This is a genomic window from Comamonas sp. 7D-2 (assembly GCF_022749555.1).
Classification (GTDB): Bacteria; Pseudomonadota; Gammaproteobacteria; order Burkholderiales; family Burkholderiaceae_C; genus Comamonas; species Comamonas thiooxydans.
The window spans coordinates 1,594,133-1,616,416 of record NZ_CP094238.1; the positions used below are offsets into that span (position 1 = coordinate 1,594,133).

18 protein-coding genes, 1 tRNA gene and 3 pseudogenes are annotated in these 22,284 nt (G+C 58.7%); 9 read left to right on the plus strand and 13 right to left on the minus strand.

Annotated features, from left to right (window positions below):
• Positions 1-4 precede the first annotated feature (4 nt).
• From MPZ60_RS07190 to MPZ60_RS07210, 5 genes are all read left to right on the plus strand, one after another.
• The gene (locus MPZ60_RS07190; RefSeq protein WP_034360374.1) at positions 5-1,735 is read left to right on the plus strand and encodes an FAD-dependent oxidoreductase; all 1,731 of its coding nucleotides are present in this window, start codon (positions 5-7) and stop codon (positions 1,733-1,735) included.
• Positions 1,736-1,750: 15 nt separating this feature from the next.
• Positions 1,751-3,487 (plus strand): FAD-binding protein, encoded by a 1,737-nt coding sequence (locus tag MPZ60_RS07195; protein ID WP_034360377.1) that lies wholly within the window; start codon positions 1,751-1,753, stop codon positions 3,485-3,487.
• Positions 3,488-3,569: 82 nt separating this feature from the next.
• On the plus strand, positions 3,570-4,637 hold the full coding sequence (locus tag MPZ60_RS07200) for a ferredoxin--NADP reductase (RefSeq protein ID WP_034360380.1): 1,068 nt from the start codon (positions 3,570-3,572) through the stop codon (positions 4,635-4,637).
• 3 nt (positions 4,638-4,640) lie between these two features.
• On the plus strand, positions 4,641-6,263 hold the full coding sequence (locus MPZ60_RS07205; RefSeq protein ID WP_034360382.1) for a FadD3 family acyl-CoA ligase: 1,623 nt from the start codon (positions 4,641-4,643) through the stop codon (positions 6,261-6,263).
• 98 nt (positions 6,264-6,361) lie between these two features.
• Positions 6,362-6,437, plus strand: a tRNA-Gly gene (locus MPZ60_RS07210).
• 636 nt (positions 6,438-7,073) lie between these two features.
• Here the strand turns inward: MPZ60_RS07210 and MPZ60_RS07215 are convergent.
• The 9 genes and pseudogenes from MPZ60_RS07215 to MPZ60_RS07255 form a co-directional block, all read right to left on the minus strand.
• On the minus strand, positions 7,074-7,316 hold the full coding sequence (locus MPZ60_RS07215; RefSeq protein WP_034360384.1) for a DUF2274 domain-containing protein: 243 nt from the start codon (positions 7,314-7,316) through the stop codon (positions 7,074-7,076).
• A 35-nt stretch (positions 7,317-7,351) separates the two neighbouring features.
• A pseudogene (locus tag MPZ60_RS07220) lies at positions 7,352-7,663 on the minus strand (type IV secretory system conjugative DNA transfer family protein); the annotation flags it as partial.
• Positions 7,664-7,742: 79 nt separating this feature from the next.
• On the minus strand, positions 7,743-8,720 hold the full coding sequence (locus tag MPZ60_RS07225) for a tripartite tricarboxylate transporter substrate binding protein (RefSeq protein WP_034360388.1): 978 nt from the start codon (positions 8,718-8,720) through the stop codon (positions 7,743-7,745).
• Positions 8,721-8,772: 52 nt separating this feature from the next.
• Positions 8,773-9,756 carry a ketopantoate reductase family protein gene (locus MPZ60_RS07230; RefSeq protein WP_034360391.1) on the minus strand — a complete coding sequence of 328 codons (984 nt, stop codon included), beginning with the start codon at positions 9,754-9,756 and terminating at the stop codon, positions 8,773-8,775.
• Positions 9,757-9,766: 10 nt separating this feature from the next.
• Positions 9,767-10,498: a class II aldolase/adducin family protein gene (locus MPZ60_RS07235; protein ID WP_242607117.1), complete on the minus strand. Its 732-nt coding sequence runs from the start codon at positions 10,496-10,498 to the stop codon at positions 9,767-9,769.
• Between the two features lie 17 nt (positions 10,499-10,515).
• Positions 10,516-11,502 (minus strand): patatin-like phospholipase family protein, encoded by a 987-nt coding sequence (locus tag MPZ60_RS07240; RefSeq protein WP_052087163.1) that lies wholly within the window; start codon positions 11,500-11,502, stop codon positions 10,516-10,518.
• Entirely contained in the window at positions 11,503-12,714 is a 1,212-nt protein-coding gene (locus MPZ60_RS07245) for a CaiB/BaiF CoA-transferase family protein (RefSeq protein WP_034360396.1), read from the minus strand.
• Complete coding sequence (locus MPZ60_RS07250; protein ID WP_034360399.1) at positions 12,711-14,702, minus strand: NAD(P)/FAD-dependent oxidoreductase; 1,992 nt, start codon at positions 14,700-14,702, stop codon at positions 12,711-12,713. Before MPZ60_RS07250 ends, MPZ60_RS07245 begins: the two co-directional genes overlap by 4 nt.
• A gap of 178 nt (positions 14,703-14,880) precedes the next feature.
• Complete coding sequence (locus MPZ60_RS07255; protein ID WP_034360402.1) at positions 14,881-15,846, minus strand: tripartite tricarboxylate transporter substrate binding protein; 966 nt, start codon at positions 15,844-15,846, stop codon at positions 14,881-14,883.
• Positions 15,847-15,990: 144 nt separating this feature from the next.
• On the opposite strand from MPZ60_RS07255, the gene MPZ60_RS07260 reads away from it, so the two are divergent.
• Positions 15,991-16,899: a LysR family transcriptional regulator gene (locus tag MPZ60_RS07260; protein ID WP_034360403.1), complete on the plus strand. Its 909-nt coding sequence runs from the start codon at positions 15,991-15,993 to the stop codon at positions 16,897-16,899.
• Between the two features lie 343 nt (positions 16,900-17,242).
• Positions 17,243-17,751: pseudogene (locus MPZ60_RS07265) on the plus strand (transposase); the annotation flags it as partial.
• Positions 17,752-17,754: 3 nt separating this feature from the next.
• On the opposite strand, the pseudogene MPZ60_RS07270 reads toward MPZ60_RS07265, so the two are convergent.
• Positions 17,755-17,886 (minus strand): annotated as a pseudogene (locus MPZ60_RS07270) (DUF1016 domain-containing protein); the annotation flags it as partial.
• The gene (locus MPZ60_RS07275; RefSeq protein WP_034360411.1) at positions 17,883-19,088 is read right to left on the minus strand and encodes a site-specific integrase; all 1,206 of its coding nucleotides are present in this window, start codon (positions 19,086-19,088) and stop codon (positions 17,883-17,885) included. The pseudogene MPZ60_RS07270 and the gene MPZ60_RS07275, both read right to left, overlap by 4 nt.
• A gap of 450 nt (positions 19,089-19,538) precedes the next feature.
• Between MPZ60_RS07275 and MPZ60_RS07280 the strand changes: the two genes are divergently transcribed.
• Positions 19,539-20,168: a DUF6806 family protein gene (locus MPZ60_RS07280; protein WP_003061017.1), complete on the plus strand. Its 630-nt coding sequence runs from the start codon at positions 19,539-19,541 to the stop codon at positions 20,166-20,168.
• Positions 20,169-20,242: 74 nt separating this feature from the next.
• Positions 20,243-20,860 carry a M48 family metallopeptidase gene (locus MPZ60_RS07285; RefSeq protein WP_034360414.1) on the plus strand — a complete coding sequence of 206 codons (618 nt, stop codon included), beginning with the start codon at positions 20,243-20,245 and terminating at the stop codon, positions 20,858-20,860.
• A 9-nt stretch (positions 20,861-20,869) separates the two neighbouring features.
• Here the strand turns inward: MPZ60_RS07285 and murI are convergent, their stop codons facing one another.
• Complete coding sequence (gene murI / locus MPZ60_RS07290) at positions 20,870-21,766, minus strand: glutamate racemase (RefSeq protein WP_034360417.1); 897 nt, start codon at positions 21,764-21,766, stop codon at positions 20,870-20,872.
• An 85-nt stretch (positions 21,767-21,851) separates the two neighbouring features.
• Entirely contained in the window at positions 21,852-22,244 is a 393-nt protein-coding gene (locus MPZ60_RS07295; protein WP_242607119.1) for a hypothetical protein, read from the minus strand.
• Between the last annotated feature and the right edge of the window lie 40 nt (positions 22,245-22,284).

Consider the following 22,284-nt stretch of genomic DNA (forward strand, 5'->3'; position numbering starts at 1 on the left):
AGGTATGGCAGAACAAGAATATGACCTGATCGTCGTGGGGTCGGGGGCAGGTGCCATGTTGGGCGCCATTCGCGCGCAGGAGCAGGGCCTCAAGACTCTGGTGGTGGAGAAGACAGAGCTGTTCGGCGGCACTTCGGCCCTGTCGGGGGGCGGCATCTGGATCCCGCTCAATTACGATCAGAAGACCGCTGGCATCAAGGACGATCTGGAAACCGCATTTGGCTATATGAAGCGCTGTGTGCGCGGCATGGCGACGGACGACCGCGTGCTGGCCTATGTGGAAACCGCCAGCAAGATGGCCGAGTATCTGCGCCAGATCGGGATTCCTTATCGCGCCATGGCCAAGTATGCGGATTACTACCCCCATATCGAAGGCTCCAGGCCCGGCGGTCGCACCATGGATCCGGTTGACTTCAATGCCGCCAGGCTGGGCCTGACGGCGCTGGAAACCATGCGCCCGGGCCCTCCCGGCAATCAGTTGTTCGGCCGCATGAGCATCAGTGCCTTCGAGGCGCATTCCATGCTCTCGCGCGAGCTCAAGTCGCGCTTCACCATCCTGGGCATCATGCTCAAGTATTTTCTGGACTACCCCTGGCGCAACAAGACCAAGCGCGATCGTCGCATGACGGGCGGCCAGGCGCTGGTGGCAGGCCTGCTGACTGCTGCCAACAAGGTCGGTGTCGAGATGTGGCGCAACTCTCCGCTCAAGGAGCTGGTGAAGGATGCATCGGGCCGTGTGACGGGTGTCATCGTTGAAAGGAATGGTCAGCGCCAGCAGATCAACGCCAGACGTGGCGTGTTGTTGGGTGCTGGTGGTTTTGAGCGCAACCAGGAGATGCGTGACCAGTATCTGAACAAGCCCACCAAGGCAGAGTGGACGGCCACCCCAGTGGGAGGCAATACCGGTGATGCTCACCGGGCTGGTCAGGCCGTGGGCGCGCAGCTGGCGCTGATGGACTGGTCCTGGGGCGTGCCCACCATGGATGTTCCCAAGGAGCCGGCCTTTCGCGGCATTTTCGTGGAGCGCTCGCTGCCGGGGTGCATGGTTGTCAACAGCAGAGGGCAGCGCTTTCTCAACGAGTCCGGCCCTTATCCGGAATTTCAGCAGGCCATGCTGGCCGAACATGCCAAGGGCAATGGCGGCGTGCCTGCATGGATTGTGTTCGACGCCAGCTTCCGCGCGCAAAACCCCATGGGGCCGCTGATGCCTGGCTCGGCCGTGCCGGACAGCAAGGTACGCAAGAGCTGGTTGAACAATGTCTACTGGAAGGGCGAGACGCTGGAAGATCTGGCGCGCCAGATCGGCGTGGACGCTGCTGGCCTGCAGGACAGTGCGCGCCGCATGACCGAATACGCCAGAACCGGAAAGGATCTGGACTTTGACCGGGGCGGCAATGTGTTTGACCGCTACTACGGCGATCCGCGTCTCAAGAATCCCAACCTCGGCCCCATCGAGAAAGGTCCTTTCTATGCCATGCGCCTGTGGCCCGGAGAGATCGGAACCAAGGGAGGGCTGCTCACCGATAGAGAGGGACGTGTGCTCGACACGCAAGGCAGGATCATCGAGGGGCTGTACTGCGTGGGCAACAACTCCGCCTCCGTCATGGGGCCGGCCTACGCAGGCGCTGGTTCCACCTTGGGGCCTGCCATGACTTTTGCCTTTCGCGCCGTGGCCGACATGGTGGGTAAGCCCCTGCCACTCGAGAACCCGCATCTGCTGGGCAAGACGGTTTGATCTGGAGGCGCAGAGATGTCCAATTTCAAAAAGCATGTCAGCACCATCAATCCTGTGGGTGCAGTCTTGGATGTGGGGTCGGCCGATGAGGTTCAGTGGTCCGATGCAAGCGATGTGGTGGTGGTCGGCTGGGGAGGCGCAGGTGCCAGTGCAGCGATTGAGGCGCGCGAGCAGGGGGCCGAAGTTCTGGTGATAGACCGCTTCAGTGGCGGTGGTGCCAGTGTGTTGTCGGGTGGTGTGGTCTATGCCGGTGGCGGTACCAGGTACCAGAAGGAGGCGGGCTTCGAGGACTCACCCGAAGCCATGACTGCCTACCTCAAGCATGAGGTCAATGGTGTGGTCAGTGACGAGACACTGGCTCGCTTCAGCCGCGACAGCGTGGCCAACCTGAATTGGCTGGAAAAGCAGGGCGCTACCTTTGCGTCGACCATGCCTGCGTACAAGACCTCCTATCCGACCGATGGCATGTATCTGTACTACTCGGGCAACGAAGTGGTGCCCGCCTACGGCAACCCGCAACTGGTCAAGAAGCCTGCACCGCGCGGTCATCGTGTGGTGGCCAAGGGGCAGTCGGGTGCGACGTTCTTTGCCGCGCTGCAAAAATCCACATTGGCGCACGGAGCCCGCACATTGACGCAGGCCCGCGTTCAGCGCCTGGTGCGCGAGAAGAACAGTGGCCGTGTATTGGGCGTGGAGGTGATGGTGTTGCCCGAAGGCGATCCACGTACCGAACGCCACAAGAAGCTCGATGAGCTGGTGGCCAAGTGGCGTTTGTATCAGGCACCACGTGCCCAGGCGGGGCGTCGTGAGGCTGCGCAGATCGAAAGCGAGATCGGCGAGAAGCGCTACATCCGTGCTCGCAAAGGTGTGGTGCTGTCCACTGGCGGCTATATCTTCAATTCGGAGTTGCTGGAACGGCATGCGCCGGCTTACAAGCCCGGCTGGCTGACCGGCGCTGCGGGCTGCGATGGCTCTGGTCTGCGCCTCGGGCAATCCGTGGGAGGGATCGCTCAGGACCTGAACAATATTTCGGCCTGGCGCTTCATCACGCCACCCTCGGTCTGGCCCAAGGGTCTGGTGGTCAACACCAAAGGCGAGCGCTTCTGCAATGAACAGGTCTACGGTGCCAAGCTCGGCTACGAGATGATGGAAAAGCAGGGGGGACAGGCTTGGCTCATCATTGATAGCAAGCTGCGCAGGCAGGCTGCGTGGCAGTGCCTGTTTGGCGGTTTGTGGGCCTTCCAGTCCATGCCCGCGCTGGCGCTGATGTACAAGGTCGCGATCAAGGGCAAATCTGTCTCCGACCTGGCCAAAAAGCTTCGCATGGATGCAACAGTGCTGCAGCTCCAGTTCGATCGCGCCAATGCCGCTGCACGCGGTGAGATCGAAGACCCGTTGGGCAAGTCCCAGGACATGCGCCATGAGTTCAAGGGCGGCTCGCTGTTTGCCATCGATATCTCCATCAGCCAGAAGATGTTCCCGCTGGCCGTCCTGAGCCTGGGGGGCCTCAAGGTCAACGAGGACAACGGTGCAGTGATTGACAGTGCCGGCTATGACATTCCCGGGCTGTATGCCGCGGGGCGCACCGCCATTGGTGTGGCTTCCTCGCGTTATGTGAGCGGCTTGTCCCTGGCCGACTGCGTGTTCTCGGGCCGCCGAGCGGGCAAGGCGGCTGCACTGGAAGGGGACGAGTCCCCTGCTGCCCAGGCAGTGTGTCCGCAGGCAAGCGCTGTGGAGAGCGTCAGTTCCTGACCCCGTGGATTGGGGACGATCTTGTGCCTGGGCGCCAGTGCAAGGTTGCACAAAAGAGTGAGTGAGTAAGGGGTAAGAAGAAATGAGCAGTGAAGCCACAACAACCGCATCGCGGTATCACCCGCTGCGCGTGCGCGCGGTGATTGACGAGACGCACGATACCAAGTCAATTGTGTTTGAGGTGCCAGAGGCTCTGGCTGAGCAATTCAGCTATAGTCCCGGCCAGTTTCTGACTCTGCGACTGCCTATCGAGGGCCGTTATGTACCTCGCTGCTACTCCATGTCCAGTGCCCCGATGCTCGACGATGCCTTGCGGGTGACTGTCAAGCGCGTCGACAAGGGACGAGGCTCCAACTGGGTTTGCGACAGGGTTCAGGTGGGTGATTCCATCGAGCTGATGCCTCCCTCGGGCCTGTTCTCGCCCCGGAATCTGTCTCAGAACTTTTTGCTGCTGGCCGGTGGCAGCGGAATCACACCGGTGTTCTCCATCTTGCGCACCGTACTCAAGCAGCATCAGGGCAATGTGGTGCTGTTCTATGCCAACCGCGATGAGCGCTCGGTGATCTTCAAGAAGGACCTGCAGCAGCTGGCGGCCGAGTACCCGGATCGCCTGCAGGTCATTCACTGGCTGGACTCTGTGCAAGGCGCGCCTTCGCAGAAGCAGCTCGCAGCCTGGGCCACGCCCTGGGTAGCCGATGCAGGTCAGGCCTTTATCTGCGGGCCGGGCCCCTTCATGGATGCCGCACAGGCCGCGATGATCGAGGCCGGCATGCCTGCCGAGCAGGTACATGTGGAGCGCTTTGTCTCTCTGCCTGACGAGGAGACTCTGCAACTGATGCAGGAGGCAACTGCTCCCGTGGAGGCTGCTGTCGACCAGGCCTTGGTGCAGCTGCGTCTGGACGGCGAGGAATACGAATTCAACTGCAGTGGCACGGAGACCATTCTGGAGGCCGGACTGCGCGCCGGCATCAATGTGCCCTACTCCTGCCAGGCCGGCATGTGCGCATCCTGCATGTGCCAGGTTCAGGACGGCAGCGTACATCTGCGACACAACGAAGTGCTGGATGCCAAGGATCTGTCCAAGAAGTGGACGCTGGCCTGTCAATCCGTGCCCACCAGCGAAAAGCTGCGCGTCAAATTTCCGGAGTAACTTATGTCGAATACCAACCAGAACGCGATGCCCGAGTCTTCGCTGACCTTGCCCGGCATGCTGGCTGACGTGGTCAGCCGCTTTGCCGGTCGCGCGGCGATTGTCGAAAACGGCAAGTCCATCAGCTATGCCCAGCTGCAGCAGCTGAGCCGCCTGGCCGCACGTGCCTTGATGAGCCTGGGCGTGCAGGCCGGCGACCGTGTGGCTCTGTGGGCACCGAATCTCAGCGAGTGGATCGTTGCCGCCTGCGGTGTGCATGCTGCGGGCGGCGTGCTGGTGCCCTTGAACACCCGCATGAAGGGCGCCGAGGCTGCCGATATTCTCGAACGCAGCCGTGCCAGGGTGCTGGTGTGCGTGGGCGACTTCCTGAACAACTACTACCCGGATCTGCTGAACGGCCTGCGTCCTGTCACACTGCAGCAGGTGGTGGTACTCGGTGACAAGGTGCTACCCAGCGCAGATATGAACTGGGCGCAGTTCATGGCCAGGGCCGATGGCACGACTGCCGAAGCCCAGCAGCAGCGTGAAGCCCGGATCAAACCCGACGATACGGCCGATCTGATGTTCACTTCCGGCACCACGGGACGCCCCAAGGGAGTGATGTGCGCGCACCGCCCGACGATCCTGGCTTTCAAGGCCTGGTCGGATGTGGTGGGTTTGACCGAAGGCAGCCGATACCTGATCGTCAATCCGTTCTTTCACACCTTTGGCTACAAGGCCGGCTGGGTGGCAGCCTTGCTGCAGGGCTCCACCGTCTATCCCGAGCAGGTATTTGATGCGCAAGCCATCTTGCATCGCATCGAGAGCGACCGTATCAGCTTCCTGCCCGGGCCGCCCACTCTGTTTCTGTCCATGCTGGCGCATCCGGGGCTCAAGAATTTCGATCTGAGTTCGCTGAAGTCCTCCGTGACCGGTGCTTCCACGGTACCTCCCATTCTTATCAAGCGCATGCGCGAGGAGCTGGGCATCATGAATGTCACCACGGCCTATGGCCTGACGGAGTGCGGCGGTTGTGCCACGCTCTGCGAGCCTTCCGACAATGTGGAAACAGTGGCCAATACCTGTGGCAAGGCCCTGCCCGGGACCGAGGTGCGCTGTGTGGACGAGCAAGGACAGCCTGTTGCCCCAGGTGAAGCGGGGGAGGTGCTGCTGCGCGGCTATCACATCATGCAGGGCTACTTCGAGGATGAAAAGGCCACGGCAGAAACCATTGATGCCGATGGCTGGTTGCATACAGGCGATGTGGGAGTGCTTGACGAGCGCGGCTACCTGCGTATTACCGACCGCCTCAAGGATATGTTCATCGTGGGCGGCTTCAACTGCTACCCCGCAGAAATCGAGCGCATGCTGTCCAACCACCCCGATGTGGCGCAGGTTGCTGTGGTCGGGGTGGCCGACGAGCGCATGGGCGAGGTAGGCTGTGCCTGCGTGGTGACATGCAACGGCGTGGCACTGGACCAGGATGCCTTTATCGCCTGGTGCCGCGCCAATATGGCCAACTACAAGGTTCCGCGCTTTGTTTTGCAGCTCGATGGCCTGCCCGTCAATGCCTCCAACAAGGTGCAAAAGCGTGATCTGCTGCAGATCGTCAAGAGCCGGCTCGCGCCTGCTTCACAGCCGGCCTGAACAGGGCATCTGAAAAAGCCACGCGGTTTTCGGAAATCGGCTCAAAATCGTGGCTATAATTCGAGCCTGCTCTGTAAGGCGAACGGCTTTTCAGAAATGCGGGAATAGCTCAGTTGGTAGAGCGATACCTTGCCAAGGTATAGGTCGACGGTTCGAACCCGTTTTCCCGCTCCAGATTTTGAAAAGGGAAGCAAAAGCTTCCCTTTTTTATTGCTTTGGTCGCATGGCTGATGCAATACTTCTCGCTGGCGCCCTGCGCCGGTGGTGAAGTGGGCCCCGATGGTGAAATTGGTAGACACTGCAGACTTAAAATCTGTTTTGTCAAGCTCTTTTTGCTATAGCTATTGGGCCAGAAGATCAATAATGACAACGGCTTACGAGGATCCTGGCCGTAGCTTTACGGTTTGGATCGGAGGCTAGGAGCCAATTAGGCGCCAGTAGATAGAGGAAGGTTTTTCAGTGCGTTGAGCACTCTGCCCGAGTGGTGAAATCGGTAGACACAAGGGACTTAAACAATTTGAGCCTTCGGGGGGAAACGCCCGAAGTGAAGCCCGTCAAATTCGGCGAAAGCCCTGGATGCTGCGGCATCCGAGCCAACGCCGAGCCAAGCCCAAGCCCAAGCTTGGGAAGGTGTAGAGAGCAGACGGCGGGCACCTACGGCCGCAAGGCTATGGTGAAGGCGTGCTCCAGACCACGAACGCCCTACGTTGAGCAGGGCGGCGGCGAAAGCCGAAGTGGGAAGAAAATCCCTCGCCGCAAGGTGTGCCGGTTCGATTCCGGCCTCGGGCACCAATCCAGAACCGCCCCTGTTCACGCAGGGGCGGTTTTGCCGTTCTTGGGCTGCGTGCGCCTGAATCCCCGATCCCCTGCCATGAACGCCTCCAGCATGTGCGGAATCAGCGTGTCCGCATCAACGGCCTCACCATACGCCTGCGCGTGCAGTGTGGCGTAGCGGTCGAGGTCGGCCTTCAATCCGGCCGGGCACGCGAAAGTCAGCTTGATGCTTTCAGTCTTTGGCAGCGGCCTCAGCCGCAGCTTCTTGGTGGTGTTCATTGCGCAGCTCCACGGTTGAAGAACAGCGGCTGTATGTCCGATTTGTTCAGTACCTCATGCGCTGCCGATGCCACGACCGGATGCGGGCCATCGTTGAGATGCGGTGTGGTCATCATCCAGTGCAGCGTCAGCTCGAATGGGCAAGCCGGATCGGAAAGGAAGTTGGCGACACCGCGCAGCGTCTTGTTCTCGCCCGCGTAGAGCACATGCAGGATGGTGCCGACTAATAGCGCGTGCGAAGTCTTCTCCCTGTGATTGCGCCGCCCCAGCGCCCCTTCGGGATCGACCAGGATGTCTGCGATGTTCTGCACGTCGCGCACTTCCAGCAGCGGGTTGTAGGCCGCTGTTCATCTGTCAAAACGTATCGCATCACTGCGTGATTGTGACGTTTTCATAGAGAAAAAGCCAAAATCTCAACTGCTGCCCCTAGTCCACCGCAGATAGCTGCGCGCGGGTGACGACTTCTTCCCACTTGACGCGGTCGCGTTGCATAAACTTTTGGAACTCGGTGGTGCTGTTGAACACCGGCTCAATTCCCATTGCGGCGAAGCGCTCTTTCACCTGAGGATCGTTTTGCATTTTTGAGAGCGATTTGTTGAGAGTGGCGATGATGCTGTCCGGTGTGCTTGAGTGCACCACAAAGCCGAGCCAAGGTGTGGCGCTAAAACTCTTGAGGCCGGACTCCTCCACCGTAGGCAGTTGTGGCATCAGCGCAGAGCGCTTGGCGGTGGTCACCGCAATGGCTTTAACTTTGCCGCTATCAATAAATGCCTTAGCAGCGGCGATGTCTACAAACATAAAGCTCACGTCGTTGCCCGCGATGGCGGTAAGTGCCGGCACGCTGCCCTTGAATGGGATGTGATTGGGCTTGATGCCTCCCATGGAGGCGAAGAGTTCGCCTTCGAGGTGGTTGGAGGTGCCTGAGCCTGATGAGCCGTAGTTCGTCAGAGCGCTATTGCTCTTCATGTTCTGGATCAACGTGGTGACGTCGTTCACTGGCAGCTTGGGGTTCACAACCAGCAGGTGAGGGATGGTGGCGAGCAGCGACACCGGCTTGAAGTTTTTCTCTGGGTCGTAGCCGGCCTTGTCTTTGTACAGGCTAGGGGCGATGGTGAAAGACGATGCCGCCATCAAGATGTTGTAGCCATCGGGCGGAGCCTTGGCTACGTAGTTGGTGGCGATGGTGGTGCCTGCACCAGCTTTGTTTACGACGATGACGGCTTCGCCTAGGTCCTCTTGCAGTTTGGTAGCAATGAGGCGTGCCATTACATCGGTCACACCGCCTGGGGAAAACGGAACAATGATGTTGATGGGCTTGGACGGGTACTTGTCCGCATGTGCATGCATGGCGGTAAATGTGAGTGCTATGGCTGCGATGGCCATGAGCTTGAGTCGATAGGTCATTTTGCTTGTCTCCTCTGTTTTTGATGGTGGTTGGGAACCTGAAAAAAAGGGCTCAGCACGCACGCATAAAGCGGCTTTGAAGCAGTGCCCAAATGCTGTTGAGAGTAGGTGCTTGGACATCAGCGCAGCGCGCAATTTGCGCGACAACGCCAACCAGCGTTTCGCCCTCAATGCGCTTGCCTGCTAGCGCGTCTTGCAACATGGATGTGCGTACGTTCCCCGCAGATTCCGCTTGCTGAAGGCGCTGCTCCACGCTGATGTCTTGTGGATACCCGAGTGCGTTGCCAATGCTCATTACCTCCGCGATGAGGCGAGCGCATAGCGCGCGCAGATTAGCTTCGTGCAGCATCTGGTGCATGGTGGCGCTGGCCAGTGCACTCACTGGGTTGAATACGGTGTTGCCCAGCAGCTTGTTCCACAGGTCGTGCTGAATGTGCGTGCTGCATTTGCACTGCAAATCGCTTTGGTTGATGGTGGCTACCAGTTGGGTGAGCCGCTCACTCATTGCGCCATCTAGCTCACCTAACACCAGCGTATTGCGGCTGCCTTGTTCGACCGTGCAGGCATCACGCATTTGTGCAGGGATGTGGATGACGCCGCCCACCACGCAATCCAAATCAATCTGGGGGTAGCTTGCATAGGCATTGCCCCATGTTTCAGGTGCTTCACCACGCAGTTTTTCATGTGTCTGTAGCAGCCACCATGGAATGCCGTTGACCAGCGGAATAATGGCGGTGCTGTCGCGCTTGATGTGCTGTAGCGACACCAGCGTTTGCGCCAAGTCGTACTGCTTCACGCATATAAAAATGGCGTCCCAGGCCATATTGACGGGAAAGTCGCTTGCAGTTTTGATAGCGCGCGTGCCTTGGAGGATGCCGTCTTTGTAAAGCGTGACTCCGTTCTGAGTGATGGCCTGCTGTGCTGTTCCGCGTGCCCAAAATGTGATGTGTGCATTAGCTCCGCTCAGGTGCCAGGCTAGCGTGCAGCCAATGGCTCCAGCGCCAATGATGAGGATGTTGGGTGGGCGATGCTTCATGCTACTTGGCTCACAGCTTGTAATCGGGCTTAGCACGATCAAGCATGCGCAGTAGTGGGGGCCAATGCTTGTCCTTGGAAGGGCGGCCCGGGCGGTCAAACTGTGCGGCTACACGTGCGGCCACGGCGTCGCTGCATTCGATGAGTTCTTCGCAGCTGGATTGCGCAGCAATCTGAATTTGGCAGGCGCGCTCCAGGTAGTACATCTGGTCGAAGGCATCCGCAACGCTGTCGCCGCATACGAGCAGGCCGTGGTTGCGCAGAATCATCACGTTCAGCGTTCCCATGCTCTGCAGTATGTGTTCACGCTCATCCATGTCGAGGACCACACCTTCATAGTCGTGGTACGCGATTTTGTTGTGAAAGCGCATGGCATGCTGCGAGAGCATGCGCAGGCCACGCTTTTGTGCTGATACCGCTATGCCTGCTTGTGTGTGCGTGTGCATTACACAAAATGCATCGTGGCGGTGCTCGTGGATTGCACCGTGGATGATGAACCCTGCAAGGTTGATGCCGAGGCCGGTTGAATCAGACAGCACCTTGCCAGCCAGATCGATCTTCACCAGATTGGACGCTGTCACCTCATCAAAAGTGAGTCCATAGGCATTCAGCAGAAAGTGCCCATCCTCACCCGGTACGCGAGCAGAGATGTGCGTGTAGATATGGTCTGTCATGCGGTACAGCGCTGCCAGTTGGTAGGCGGCTGCAAGCTCTTGGCGAACCTGCCATTCGGCATCAGACATCGGGGGGCTTGCAGTGTTCATGTGCTGGTGATGGGGCTATGGGAGTCAAGGAGGTTGGGCTGAGCGGTGCTCGATGCCCAGAATCCAGATATGGTGCTGCACAGCGCCTGTCCTTGGTGCAGACCTGCAGTGGCCACTTGGGCGCAGCGTGATGGGTCAAGAATGTTGCTGCCAATGGCTTCAAGGCTGGCCGCGTCAGGTGCAATCACTTGCACTTGCGATCCACTGGCCTGCAATACTTTCAGCTCGCTGCGTAAATGTCCACTCACTGGATTGCTGTCGCTGTAGCCTTGCGGGCTGATGACCAGCACGCGCCGAGCACCTGTGGCGAGATCGGCGTTGGTCATAGAGCGCAAGCCGCCGTCAATAAAGTGCTCACCCAGCAGTTGCACCGGCGGCCAAACACCGGGCACCGCGCAGCTTGCCGCGACTGCATCCACTAACGATGCGCCACTTGTGCAGTCCCAAATTTTTTCTGTGCCGTCATGTGCATTGATGCTGACGATGCGCAAAGGTTTGCTAGGCCAGTCCGCGTTGTGAAGGCGTTGCGCGACGATGGCGCGTCGCTCCTCAGACGATGGCGTATTGCTGCGCAGTGCCCAGGCTCCAATGCGCTGACGTGCTTGCGCCAGATCGCCGTGCACCTTCTCAAACAAGACTTGGTTTTTTTCATTCACTTCGGCTTGTGAGTAGGGGCGCAGCATTTCATTGGCAGCGGCAGTTCCATTGGTTTGTTCTTCCAACAACTCGTCAATGGCAAAGCCACAAGCCAGCTTAGCCGCGACCACGGAGCCTGCAGATGCGCCAACCCACAGGCCAACGCTTTGCACATCGGCGCCTTCACGTGTGAGGCCCGCAATCAGTCCGATGGACCAAGCAATGCCCAGCACGCCACCGCAGCCGATGACGATGGCGCGCTCTGGTGTCTCTGGTGTATCAGCTAGTGCCTTAGTTACTGCACTGGCGGATGCATTAGGTACAGGCATGTTGGTGTCTGCATGCATTCAGATCACCCCCCGTGCAGCCAATGCTTGTAGCCGCTCCGGCGCAATGCCCAGCACTTGGCCGTAGTACTCGGCGTTGTGTTGGCCAAGATCAGGGGCCGGCTCAATCGGCTTGTGCTGAACATTGGAAAAGCGCGGGAAAACTCCCGCCATCTTCACGGGACCAATGCGTGGATGATCGACCGACACAATGCTGCCGCGCTCCGCGTAATGTGGATCCTTCATGATGTCGTCAATGCTGTAGATAAAGGAGTAGGCCAGCTTGGCCGCATCCAGCGCTTCGCACAATTGCTTGACAGGTGTTGTGGCGATCCAGTCCCCGAGAATGCGGTTGAGTTCGTCTACATGTTCCCAGCGTGAGCTGTGTGTGGCGTAGCGTGCGTCTTGCAGCCAATCGGCGCGGCCCATGGCATGGCACAGGCGCTGAAAACCCGCATCAGCCGATACGGTCAATATCAAATAGCGGCCATCACTGGTTTGGAAGTGCTCACCGGGCGCAGCAGCGAAATGCTTGTTACCGCGACGCTCTCGCACCACGCCAAGGCGGTCGTATTCAGGTACCAGCACTTCGGTGAAGCGGATGATGGATTCGTACATCGACAAATCAATTTCTTGACCTTCACCGCCCAGGTGATCGCGGTGGTGGATGGCTGCCATCAGCGAGAAGGCGCCCATCAACGCAGTTTGGTAATCCGCTGTGGATGTACCGCTGCGCACAGGGGGGCGATCTGGATAGCCTGTGATGCCCATGAGCCCACCAAATGCGAGGCCGATACGGTCGTAGCCCGCACGTTCACGATAGGGCCCCGATTGCCCAAAGCCGGAGATGCGCAGCATGATGAGTTTGGGGTTGTGCTTGCGCAGCTCGTCAAAGCCCAGGTTCCATTTTTCCAGCGTGCCAGGGCGAAAGTTCTCCACCACAGCGTCGGCATGTTTGACCATTTCGCAAAGCATGGCCTGGCCTTCTGGATCGCGCAGGTTGAGCGTGACCGACTTTTTGTTGCGCGCTTCCACGTGCCAATACAAGCACTCACCATCAACGAAAGGGCCGATATCACGCACGGTGTCGCCGCGCTCGGGCACCTCCACTTTGATGACTGCTGCTCCCAAATCGGCAAACAGCGTGCATGCCACAGGGCCGGCAATCATCGTGCCAAGGTCCAGAATCCGCAGGCCACTGAGCATGTGCTTAGGGGGGGGGGGATTGCTCATACTGTGACCTCATCGCTGCTTGTTGTTGAGCGTGCAGACTGCGATGTTGCGGGTTTGAGGTGGTAGTGCGCGAGATCGGTAGCTCGCAACCACGACCAGTAGTCATCGTTGCGAAAAGGCGTGGTTGCCACCACCCGACCTTGAGCGTTGCGATACCAGTTGCTCATGCCCTTGTGGGTCCAGATCATGCGGTCGTGCGCATCTTGAATACGCTGGTTGTATTCGTCGTGCGCATCGCGCTTCACTTCGAGCTCGAATGTGCCGTTGCACTCTTTGAGCGCTTTCTTCACTAGGCCCATGACATAGCGCACCTGCGCCTCCAGCAGCGCAACCACGCTACCGCCATGGCCCAACGCCGTATTGGGGCCAGCAAAGGCAAAGAAGTTGGGGAAGCCCGGCATAGCCACGCCGTAGAAAGCTTGCGCTCCCTTTTCGGCCCAGGCTTCGCGGATGGTTTGCCCACCACGGCCTTGCAGCGTGAATGAGCCCAGCATGTTGAGCGCATCAAAACCTGTGGCAATAATGATGACGTCCACCTCGTGCTCCCCCCCCTTGTCGGTGACAATGCCGCGCTCGGTAATGCGGCTAATGCCACCAGTAACCAGCGTTACGTCATCGCGCGCCACGGTGCGGAACCAGCCGTTGTCCATCAGCATGCGTTTGCCAAAAGGCGGGTAGTCGGGCAGAACATCGTTGAGCAAGTCCTGGCGCTGGCCCAATTGCTCTTTGATGTAGTCGGTGAAGTGAATGCGCTGGCGGTCGTTGTATTTGTTGATGGCACGCTCAGGGTGTGGCCACTCGGGGTCTTTTTGCAGGCTGTGGTGGATGCGGTCGTTAAAAATCCAGCTCAGGCGCTGGCGGTACCACTCTTGGTAGAACGGCACTTCGCGCAGAAGAAAACGCACACTGTCAGGCACTTGCTTCTTGAATTTGGCAAATGGTGCAGCCCATTGTTTGGAGCGCTGGAAGATGGTGAGGTGTGCCACTTGGTCAACGATGGCGGGCACCACCTGCATGGCCGATGCACCATTGCCAATTACGGCAACGCGCTTTCCTGTTACGTCCAAGTCTTCAGGCCAGCGGGCCGTGTGCACGCATCGGCCTTTGAAGCTCTGCAAGCCTTGGATGTCGGGCATTCTCGGCACGTTCAGCAAGCCCACGGCACTCAGCAGTAAGTTGGCACGTAGCGTTTGGTTTTCGCCGGCGCTGGATTCAATGTCTACATTCCAGTGCGCATGTTGTTCGTCGTAGCGCGCAGCCAGCACTTTGGTATTGAAGCGGATGTGTTTGCGAATGCCAAAGTCCGTAGCCACTTGCTCGAAGTAGCTCTGGATTTCTGCTTGCAGCGCAAAGTAGCGAGACCAGTCATGCTTGGAAAACGAGAACGAATAGATGTGGTTGGGCGTATCCACGCCGCAGCCGGGATAGCGGTTCTCGTGCCATGTGCCGCCTACTTCGTTGTTCTTTTCAATCACAAAAAATGGAATGCCCGATTGCATCAGGCGAATGGCGGAGCAAATACCCGCTACGCCAGCGCCAATCACCACTACTTGAAAGCCTGGAGGCAGCTGAAACTGCGCCTTTTGGTCCAAGTCAAATTCAGAGTCCAAACCCAGGCCCGCTGCGACCATATCGCTGTAGCTTCTGGGGAAAGCCTCGCCAATGCTGACGCTGAGCATGTCTTGCACAAGCTGTGCGCTGGCTTGCTCCAGTTTTGGCGTGCGGCCTTCTTTCCAAGCCAGGATGGCTTGGTGGGCAGCATCGCGAACTTCTTGCTGTATTTCTGGCTCAAGCCCTCCTGTGTCGTGGTCGTCAATGCCGCGCACCTTTGTGCATTGGTAGCGCTGTGAAAGCCACTGCTCGCTTGCGGTGAGGTGCACCAGCACCATCAACAAAGTGGGGATGTTGGCGTCGGCGAGAGAGGCCTGCAGTGTGTTGGACCAAGCTTCGGTGTCTTGGGTAGAGAGAGGGGAGAGTTGTTTAGTCATGGTCGTGCGAGAGGAGAGAGAGAAAGTGTTGGAATGAGAGCGCGGTTTAAGGGCACGATTCAGGGCGTGATCAGTTACGCAATCAATGGGGAATCAAAGGCTAGGCAATGACCAAGCAATGGCCAGTTGCCGGCAAATCAGCGGCATAAAACAGCACCGCTGTTTGCAAGCGCATGCATCAGCGGCGGATGCCGGTTTCCGCAATTTGCTTTTTCCAGCGGGCGCGTTCGGTGTTGAGAAACTGCACGTACTGCGCGCGGGTGATAGGTGCGGGTTCGGCACCTTGGTCGAGCATGCGGCGCTGTACATCGGGCTCGCTGATGGCTTGGCTTGTTGCCTGTGCAAGCTTTTGCACAACGGCGTCGGGCGTGCCTTTGGGAACGAAGAGCCCGAGCCATACAGGAATCTCGTGGCCAGGAAAGCCAGCTTCACCAATCGTTGGAATCTCTGGCTCTAATTGGGAGCGCTGTTTGTTCAGCAATGCCAGCATGCGTACCTTTCCGCCTTTCATCAGCGGGCTGGCAACGGTCAACGACATCACTGCGAGGTCAACACGCCCGGCAAGCAGATCCGGCACGATCTGGCTTTCGCCTTGGTAGGGCACGTGATTGAGCCTGAGGCCGTTAGCCAGTGCGAAATACTCCATGCCCACATGCAGTGGCCCGCCCACGCCTGTGGTGGTGTAAGAAAGCTCGGCGGGGCGGGCCTTGGCCTGGCTCACATATTCTTTGACGGACCGCATAGGGCTGTCTGCACGCACGATGAGGCCATAGTCGTTGTTGGACACCTGGGCAATGGGCTCAAGGTCTTTTTCAGGGGAGTAGGGCAGGCGAGCATCTAGCTCTGGAATCACTAGGATGGGGCCCACACCACCCACCAAAATTGTGTAGCCGTCGGCTGGTGATTTGCTCACGGCAGCTGCGCCAATTGCACCTGCAGCGCCTGTGCGGTTTTCAACAACCACAGGTTGCTTGAGTGACTGAGCCATGGCGTTGCCAATCACGCGGGCTGTCACATCTGTGGAGCCACCTGCTGCAAATGGCACGATGAGGCGCACAGGTTTTTCAGGAAACTCTGCTGCGACAGCGTTGGCGGCCAGAGCCGGCGCAATCAACAAGAAAGTGGCGTGTGTAAGTTGGCCCAAGACGGCCCGCAGTCTATGTTGGCGTGTCATCTCATTTGTCTCCGTTGCTTTTGATGTCGATCAAATTCTCGAAGTGATCGATTAATAAATCCAACGAAAGTTAATGATCGATACCCATCAAATTTTCTGATGTATAAACTTGGTATGAGTCGCCCCAACCTGATGCACGCTGACACGCTGTGCTGGATCGCCAAGCTAGGTACTTTCAGTGCAGCAGCCGAGCGCATGCACACCACACAGCCCGCCATCTCTGCACGCATGAAGGAGTTGGAAGTCTCGCTAGGCTTTGCGTTGTTTGAAAAGCGTGGCCGAAGACTGGAGTTGACCTTGCAAGCCCGGCGTTTTGTAGAGCGCGTGGAGCCCTTGCTGCGCAGTGTGGAAGATGCCTTCAACGACGCGGACTCGGTGGTTAACCCCAGCGGCACAGTGCGCCTGGGTTTGGGTGAAGTGTCGATGACGTGGCTGGGCAAACTCATGCCAGCGCTGCGCAAATCGCTGCCGCGTGTGACTTACGACGTGGAACTGGACCTGGGCGTCAAACTGCAAGAACAGCTTGTGGCTGGCACATTAGATGCTGCAATCGTTGCCAACAGTCGCAGCAATCCAGAGCTGGTCTACACCCCGCTTGGTAGCGTGCCCATGATTTGGGTGTGCGCCACACGCTTGCTATTTACCGCGGATGGGCGCAAGCGCAGCTTGGATGATTTGCTGCGCTACGAAACGCTGTGGTGCGTTTCAAAACCTTCAGATTTTTTTGCACCAGCTTACCAAGAGCTGCGAAGTTTTGGTGCTGACATGACCAATCTGTGCACTTGCAACAAGCTCATGGGGCTTATCCAGATTGTGGCTTCTGGTGGCGGAATTGCGCTGCTGCCGAAGATGATGATTTCCGAGCATCTTCAGTCAGGTCAGTTGGCCATGGTGCCTGGCTCGCTCACGCCTCAGTCGCTGGATTTTGCTGTAGCAGTGCACCGTCACCAAAGTCAAAGCGCTGTCCATCGATTGATTGCTGAGTTGCTACGGCTGTCGGAGACACTGTCTATTGGCAACTGAAATCTGATTCTCTAAACAACACAGAACTCCGTAGAGTGAATCGACCTACTTTTCAACGAGTGTTTGCGGCTTCAGTCCTGTCAAGCGGATGCTAAATAGAGAGAAGCCGTCAGTCGTTACACGCGTTCGACAGGCGGCAATCGCTGGAGGCTGTGTGAAAACCCGCTCGCAAAATCTCGACCGTGCCGGTAGAGTCCCCAGACATATTGAACACCGAGGTCAGCATGTCCAGATACATCGAAGGTCAGGAAAGGTAGCAAGTGACGTTGTTGCTAGAGATAGCCCCTTGAATCTCCGGACACGGTCCATCGCTTATCTTCGAGATAGGCATAGGACTGTGCGTATGACTAGGCATACAGAGACGATAGAGGTCATCACCCGAGACCAGCGCAGGCGGCGCTGGTCGGCTGCCGAGAAGGCTGCCTTGGTTCGCAAGACGTATGAACCGGGCATGAGCGTCTCGCTCGTAGCCCGCCAGGAGGGCGTGTCGGCGAGCTTGCTATTCACTTGGCGGCGACTGGATCGCGAAGGTGCGCTGGTGGCCGTGAGCGCCGGTGAAGCGGTTGTGCCGGCTTCGGAGCTGGCCGCAGCTCGCGCCGAGATCGCCAAGCTGCAACGTGTGCTGGGAAAAAAGACCTTGGAGAACGAGATCCTCAAGAAAGCCGTGGAGCTCGCCGCAGCAAAAAAGTGGATTGCGCGCTCGCCCTTGTTGCCTGGGGACGACCAATGAAGTCGGTCTGCTCGGCGCTGGGCGTGGCGCGCTCGAATCTGCATGTGCGGCATCACCGCTCTGGCCACTGGCAGGACAACCGCAGAGGCCGCACTCCGGCCCAGGATGGGCTCTTGCTGGCCGTCTATTAGCGTATTGACGCTGCGCGCCGCCGCTTGGCGGGCGACACCAAGCAACTCTACGATGCCGCCGTGGATGCCTGCGTAGCCGATAGGCCGGGTGGTGTGTTTGGTTGCTTTGGGTGTCCGGGTATTCATGTCGAGGTCTCCTGGGGCTGGTGCTGTTGTGTCCCTGTGATGGTCCGACGCCGGGTTGCCACCAGCTCAGCTGCTTGGCGCACTGGATCGTCTTCGGTGTGGACATCGCGCATAAACATGGCCACGGTCTTGTGGGCGGTCAGTGCCATGCCTACCTTGATGGGAACGCCGGAATTAGCAATATCCGTCGCTGAGCGGTGGCGGATGCCGTGTGTACCGACCTTCGGCACACCGGCGCGTCCAAGAGTGCGTCGCCATGCCTGGTAGTAGGAATTCTTTGACAGCGGCTTGTCGGGTTTCTGGATGGATGGGCAGACGTAGGGGGAATCGCCATAGTGGGAGGCGCCTTCCAATAAGCGACGAGACTCGGCGCTCAGAGGCTTGGACATATCGTCTGTCTTGCTATCTGGCCAGACCACCCGGCGGTTAGGCAAGTCGAGCCAATCCCACTGCAGGAGCCGCACCTCCGACATGCGTGCCGCGAACTCGAATTGCAGGCGGACGGGCAGAAGGAGAATAGGGTGCTCCAAGCCTTCAGCCTCTGCCTTTTCAAAATAGGTGAACAGCTTGGTCATCTGCTCGTTGGTGATGAGGCGGGTCGAGCCCTTTTCTGGGTACTTGGGTAAGTGGCGGCAGGGATTGGTGCCATCGGGCCGGTAGCCCCACAGTTCGGCCAGATTGAACATCTTTCGGACGAGCGACAGCACGCGGTTGGCCTGGGTGGGCGACTTCTCCATGCTCTTCATCAACGCGGTGATGTCGTGCCGTGTGACCTCAATAACTTTCTTGCTGCCAAAGACCGGGATGACGAATTTGTCGATCTGGTACTGGTAGCTGTCTTGGGTGCTCGGCTTGTTGTGCGGCTTGGAGTGATCCTCCATGAACCGGCCGCACAGTTCCTTGACTGTCGGAGCCTTGCGAGCTTCGGCTTTGTCGAGTCCGGGATCGCCGCCGCGCCGGACTTCGGCCAGCCAGTCTTGTGCCAGTGATCGGGCCTGTTCGACCGTCAGCTCGCCGAACTGGCCGAGTGCCGGCTTGCGCCGCACACCGGAATTCGTGCGGTACTGAACCATGAATACCTTGCGGCCGGTTGGTGTAACCTTGCACAAGAAGCCTGGAACCAGCGTATCCCGGAGTTCCACGTCGCAGGTTTGCGCCTGCGCCGTATCAACCACGGATTTGGTGAGTTTGACCTTTGCCATGAGGGTGCTCCTGAAAAGACCTGATTCCAGGAGCCAGCTAGGAGCCAAGCGAATAGGAATCTGGTCGGTTTACGTCGCGCACCAAGGTATGATTAGATACTTCGCCCTCTTGGAAAACCTGCCGGAGCTAGTTGAGTACAAGAGGAGCAACTTTGTGGTGCTGCTTCGATAGTCAGGCTTAAAATCTGCCGCTTTTAACGAAGCGTACCGGTTCGGGGCACCAGAATTGAAAAGCCTGCTATATCTTGTGTAGCGGGCTTTTTTTATTTGTGACTTGAGTAGCCGTTGCTGCCCGCAGTCTTGCTGAAGGTGGGAAAATTCAGTCACTGCGATGCCGTAGGGCTGTGGGCGTCAAGGCTTGGCCAAGGCGCTTGGAAAAGTCCTGGCTTCGATGCAATATGGCTTGCAGTTCTGTCATGCTGACGAGGCCTGCACTCCCAGAGAAAAAAGATGTCTAGTTACAACGCTGCTTTTGAAATTCATGTCCACGGACAGGTTCTGCTCCGTGCTGATGTTACGTATGAGCAGCTGCAAGATGCATTGCGTCCCTTGTGGGCCTATGCTGGCGCGCGCTCATTGACCGACGGCGAGGGAAGTCTCTATGAAGAAGAGCCCGGCATTCAGTTCGACGCCAAGGAGCACCTGCTGCAGATGTGCTGGACCGTGCGTGGTGACGATGATTTTCGTCAGTCCCTGGACGATATGTGCATGGGGCTCAACGAGCTGGCCGAGCAGGGCTCGCCGATCGAAGTGACCTTCTACGACACCGAGTTCGACGAGGAAGAGGCTCCTGCGGAGGCCCAGAGCCGCGATGACTTCCTGATGCTGTTTGTCGGCCCCAATCCCGCAGCCATCATGCAGGTGCAGCGCGATCTGCTGGTGCAGGATGTCATCAACATGATGGAGCGTCACTTTGACGGCGCAGAGCTCGGCGGAGTGGTGCAGGAGATCGACAAGCTGTTCTCGCAGCGCTTCGAAGCCCTGGTCAGCTCGCTGGAGCTGGGCAAGCCGCCGCGTGGTGGATCGGGGGGCTCGGCCTCCGGTCATGGCGGCAATCGCCGCCCGCGCCATCTGCATTGATTCCTTCGATCATCCGCTGTCAAAGCCCTCTGTGCTGCAGTCCCGAGACTGTGGCGGAGGGCTTGTCTTTTGTCATGAAGCCCATTCCTACCCCCAAGTATTCAGGAGCCGTTACCCAGCAGCTGCGCAAGGACAGGGCTGCGCGCGCCAGCATGGGCGAAGAAGGGGTGAATGCATCCATACCTCTGGCATTGCCCTATCTCTCGGGCTACGCGCCATCGCTGCAGAATCAGGTGCGCGACTGGCTGCTTGCGGGCAGGGCCGGTGACTGGCTGCTGCGCAAATATCCGCAGGCCCACGCGGTTCGCACGGACAGGACGCTCTATGACTATGTCGATGCGCTCAAGGCGCAATATCTGCGCAATGCAGGGCAGTTGCACAAGGTGGCCTACGACAGCAAGATTCATGTGGTGCGCAATGCCCTGGGTCTGCATACGCGGCGCGCGATTGCGCATGGAGGCCGGCTCAATGCCCGACACGAGATTCATGTGGCGGCCATGTTCAAGCAGGCGCCAGATGCCTTTTTGCGCATGATTTGCGTGCATGAGCTCGCGCATATCCGCATCATGGATCACGACAAGGCTTTCTATCAGTTATGCACGCATATGGAGCCTGATTACCATCAGTTGGAGTTCGATGTGCGCTTTTACCTCAGCTATCTGGACCAGGGTGGCGAGCTGCTCTGGAGCTGATGGCGCAGATCAGGCGGGTGTGGCCAAGGCGCTTGGCGAGCACACGTTGACGGCCAGGCTGCAGCCTGCGGGCAGATCCAGCCAGCGCTGGGCCGCGGCTTGCATGGCCGTCAGGCGGCCGGTTGTCATGAGCTGAATCTGCTCGGCCTGGGCCAGCTGCAATGATCCATCGGTCTCGGCTCCCAGCAGATTGCGCTGCTCCAGCATGCGCCGGGTCTGGCGTGCCACGGGGGCCCCCGTGTCCAGGAACTGGATATCGGGCCCCAGCAGGGCACGCAAATCGTCCTTGACGAACACATAGTGGGTACAGCCCAGCACCAGCGTATCCATCTGTCCTGTCTTAAGGCCGAAACTCCCTAAAGCGCTTGTGTACTTTGCGCACAGCGCTCTGATCTCCGTGGCGCTTGCATCCTCGGGCAATGCTTGCTCCGTGCTTTGCTCGATCGCCCTGGCCAGGCCGTCGCAGGCTTGGAGGTGAAACTCGGCGCGTTGGCCATGCTCCGACACCAGGCGTGCCACACGCTGGCTGGAGATGGTGCCCCGGGTGGCCATCACGCCCACATGATGGGTCTGGCTGGAAAAAGAGGCAGGTTTGATCGCCGGTTCCACGCCAATGACGGGCAGTTGCGGCAGGCGTTCGCGCAACAGTTCCACGGCCGCAGCGGTGGCGGTATTGCAGGCAATCACGAGAATCTTGATGTCGTGCTGCTCCAGCAGGTATTTCGCAATGGCCAGGCTGCGCTCCTGCACAAACGCATCGCCGCGTGCATCGCCATAGGGTGCATTGCCACTGTCGGCCAGATAGACAAACTGCTCGTGCGGCAGCTCATGGCGCAGTGCCTGCAGCACGCTGAGGCCGCCCACACCGCTATCAAAAATACCGATGGGGGAGTGAGGAGTGGGCATGGTGCAAGAGGTAGGTGGAGGCGATGGTGCGGCCGTCAGTATGCGCCGCTTTGGGTGCCGGCGGCGCCTCCAGGGCTATGGTTTATCAGGGATTCGGGCTGTCCTGGGCTGCAGGCAAGCCGCAGACCGGGCAGAAATTATCACCATGACCGACTTCATGCCCGGCCGGGCAGTGGCGGGTCTTGAGCATGGAAGGCAGGTTCCAGCTCGAGAAGAAGATGCAAAACGCCATGCCGTAGAAGATCATCCAGTGGCCCGAGAACACGCGCAAGCCGTGCTGCTGCTCCGCCATGCCGCCCGCAATGCCGAGAAAAAAGTTGGCAAAAGCGTAAATGAAGACCGCATAGGCAGTGTTGCGCATCCAGGAGGGGCAGCCTGCGAGCACCTTCTTCCAGGAAAACTGCAGGCGATTGCCGTTGTTGATGCGCTGAGCAATCAGTGCCGCAGGCATCCAGACGGCAAAAATCCCGATGGTCATGGCGCTTGTGAATGTCTCCAGGACATCTTGAGGTAAGTGT

Excerpts from the sequence above, each read along its gene's own strand:
- MPZ60_RS07250 (WP_034360399.1), bottom strand. The coding sequence starts at position 14,702 with ATGACTAAACAACTCTCCCCTCTCTCTACCCAAGACACCGAAGCTTGG.
- MPZ60_RS07190 (WP_034360374.1), top strand. The coding sequence starts at position 5 with ATGGCAGAACAAGAATATGACCTGATCGTCGTGGGGTCGGGGGCAGGT.
- MPZ60_RS07280 (WP_003061017.1), top strand. The coding sequence starts at position 19,539 with ATGTCTAGTTACAACGCTGCTTTTGAAATTCATGTCCACGGACAGGTT.
- MPZ60_RS07205 (WP_034360382.1), top strand. The coding sequence starts at position 4,641 with ATGTCGAATACCAACCAGAACGCGATGCCCGAGTCTTCGCTGACCTTG.
- murI (WP_034360417.1), bottom strand. The coding sequence starts at position 21,766 with ATGCCCACTCCTCACTCCCCCATCGGTATTTTTGATAGCGGTGTGGGC.
- MPZ60_RS07285 (WP_034360414.1), top strand. The coding sequence starts at position 20,243 with ATGAAGCCCATTCCTACCCCCAAGTATTCAGGAGCCGTTACCCAGCAG.
- MPZ60_RS07245 (WP_034360396.1), bottom strand. The coding sequence starts at position 12,714 with ATGAGCAATCCCCCCCCCCCTAAGCACATGCTCAGTGGCCTGCGGATT.
- MPZ60_RS07260 (WP_034360403.1), top strand. The coding sequence starts at position 15,991 with ATGAGTCGCCCCAACCTGATGCACGCTGACACGCTGTGCTGGATCGCC.
- MPZ60_RS07240 (WP_052087163.1), bottom strand. The coding sequence starts at position 11,502 with ATGCATGCAGACACCAACATGCCTGTACCTAATGCATCCGCCAGTGCA.
- MPZ60_RS07225 (WP_034360388.1), bottom strand. The coding sequence starts at position 8,720 with ATGACCTATCGACTCAAGCTCATGGCCATCGCAGCCATAGCACTCACA.
- MPZ60_RS07195 (WP_034360377.1), top strand. The coding sequence starts at position 1,751 with ATGTCCAATTTCAAAAAGCATGTCAGCACCATCAATCCTGTGGGTGCA.
- MPZ60_RS07230 (WP_034360391.1), bottom strand. The coding sequence starts at position 9,756 with ATGAAGCATCGCCCACCCAACATCCTCATCATTGGCGCTGGAGCCATT.
- MPZ60_RS07235 (WP_242607117.1), bottom strand. The coding sequence starts at position 10,498 with ATGTCTGATGCCGAATGGCAGGTTCGCCAAGAGCTTGCAGCCGCCTAC.
- MPZ60_RS07275 (WP_034360411.1), bottom strand. The coding sequence starts at position 19,088 with ATGGCAAAGGTCAAACTCACCAAATCCGTGGTTGATACGGCGCAGGCG.
- MPZ60_RS07215 (WP_034360384.1), bottom strand. The coding sequence starts at position 7,316 with ATGAACACCACCAAGAAGCTGCGGCTGAGGCCGCTGCCAAAGACTGAA.
- MPZ60_RS07295 (WP_242607119.1), bottom strand. The coding sequence starts at position 22,244 with ATGACCATCGGGATTTTTGCCGTCTGGATGCCTGCGGCACTGATTGCT.
- MPZ60_RS07200 (WP_034360380.1), top strand. The coding sequence starts at position 3,570 with ATGAGCAGTGAAGCCACAACAACCGCATCGCGGTATCACCCGCTGCGC.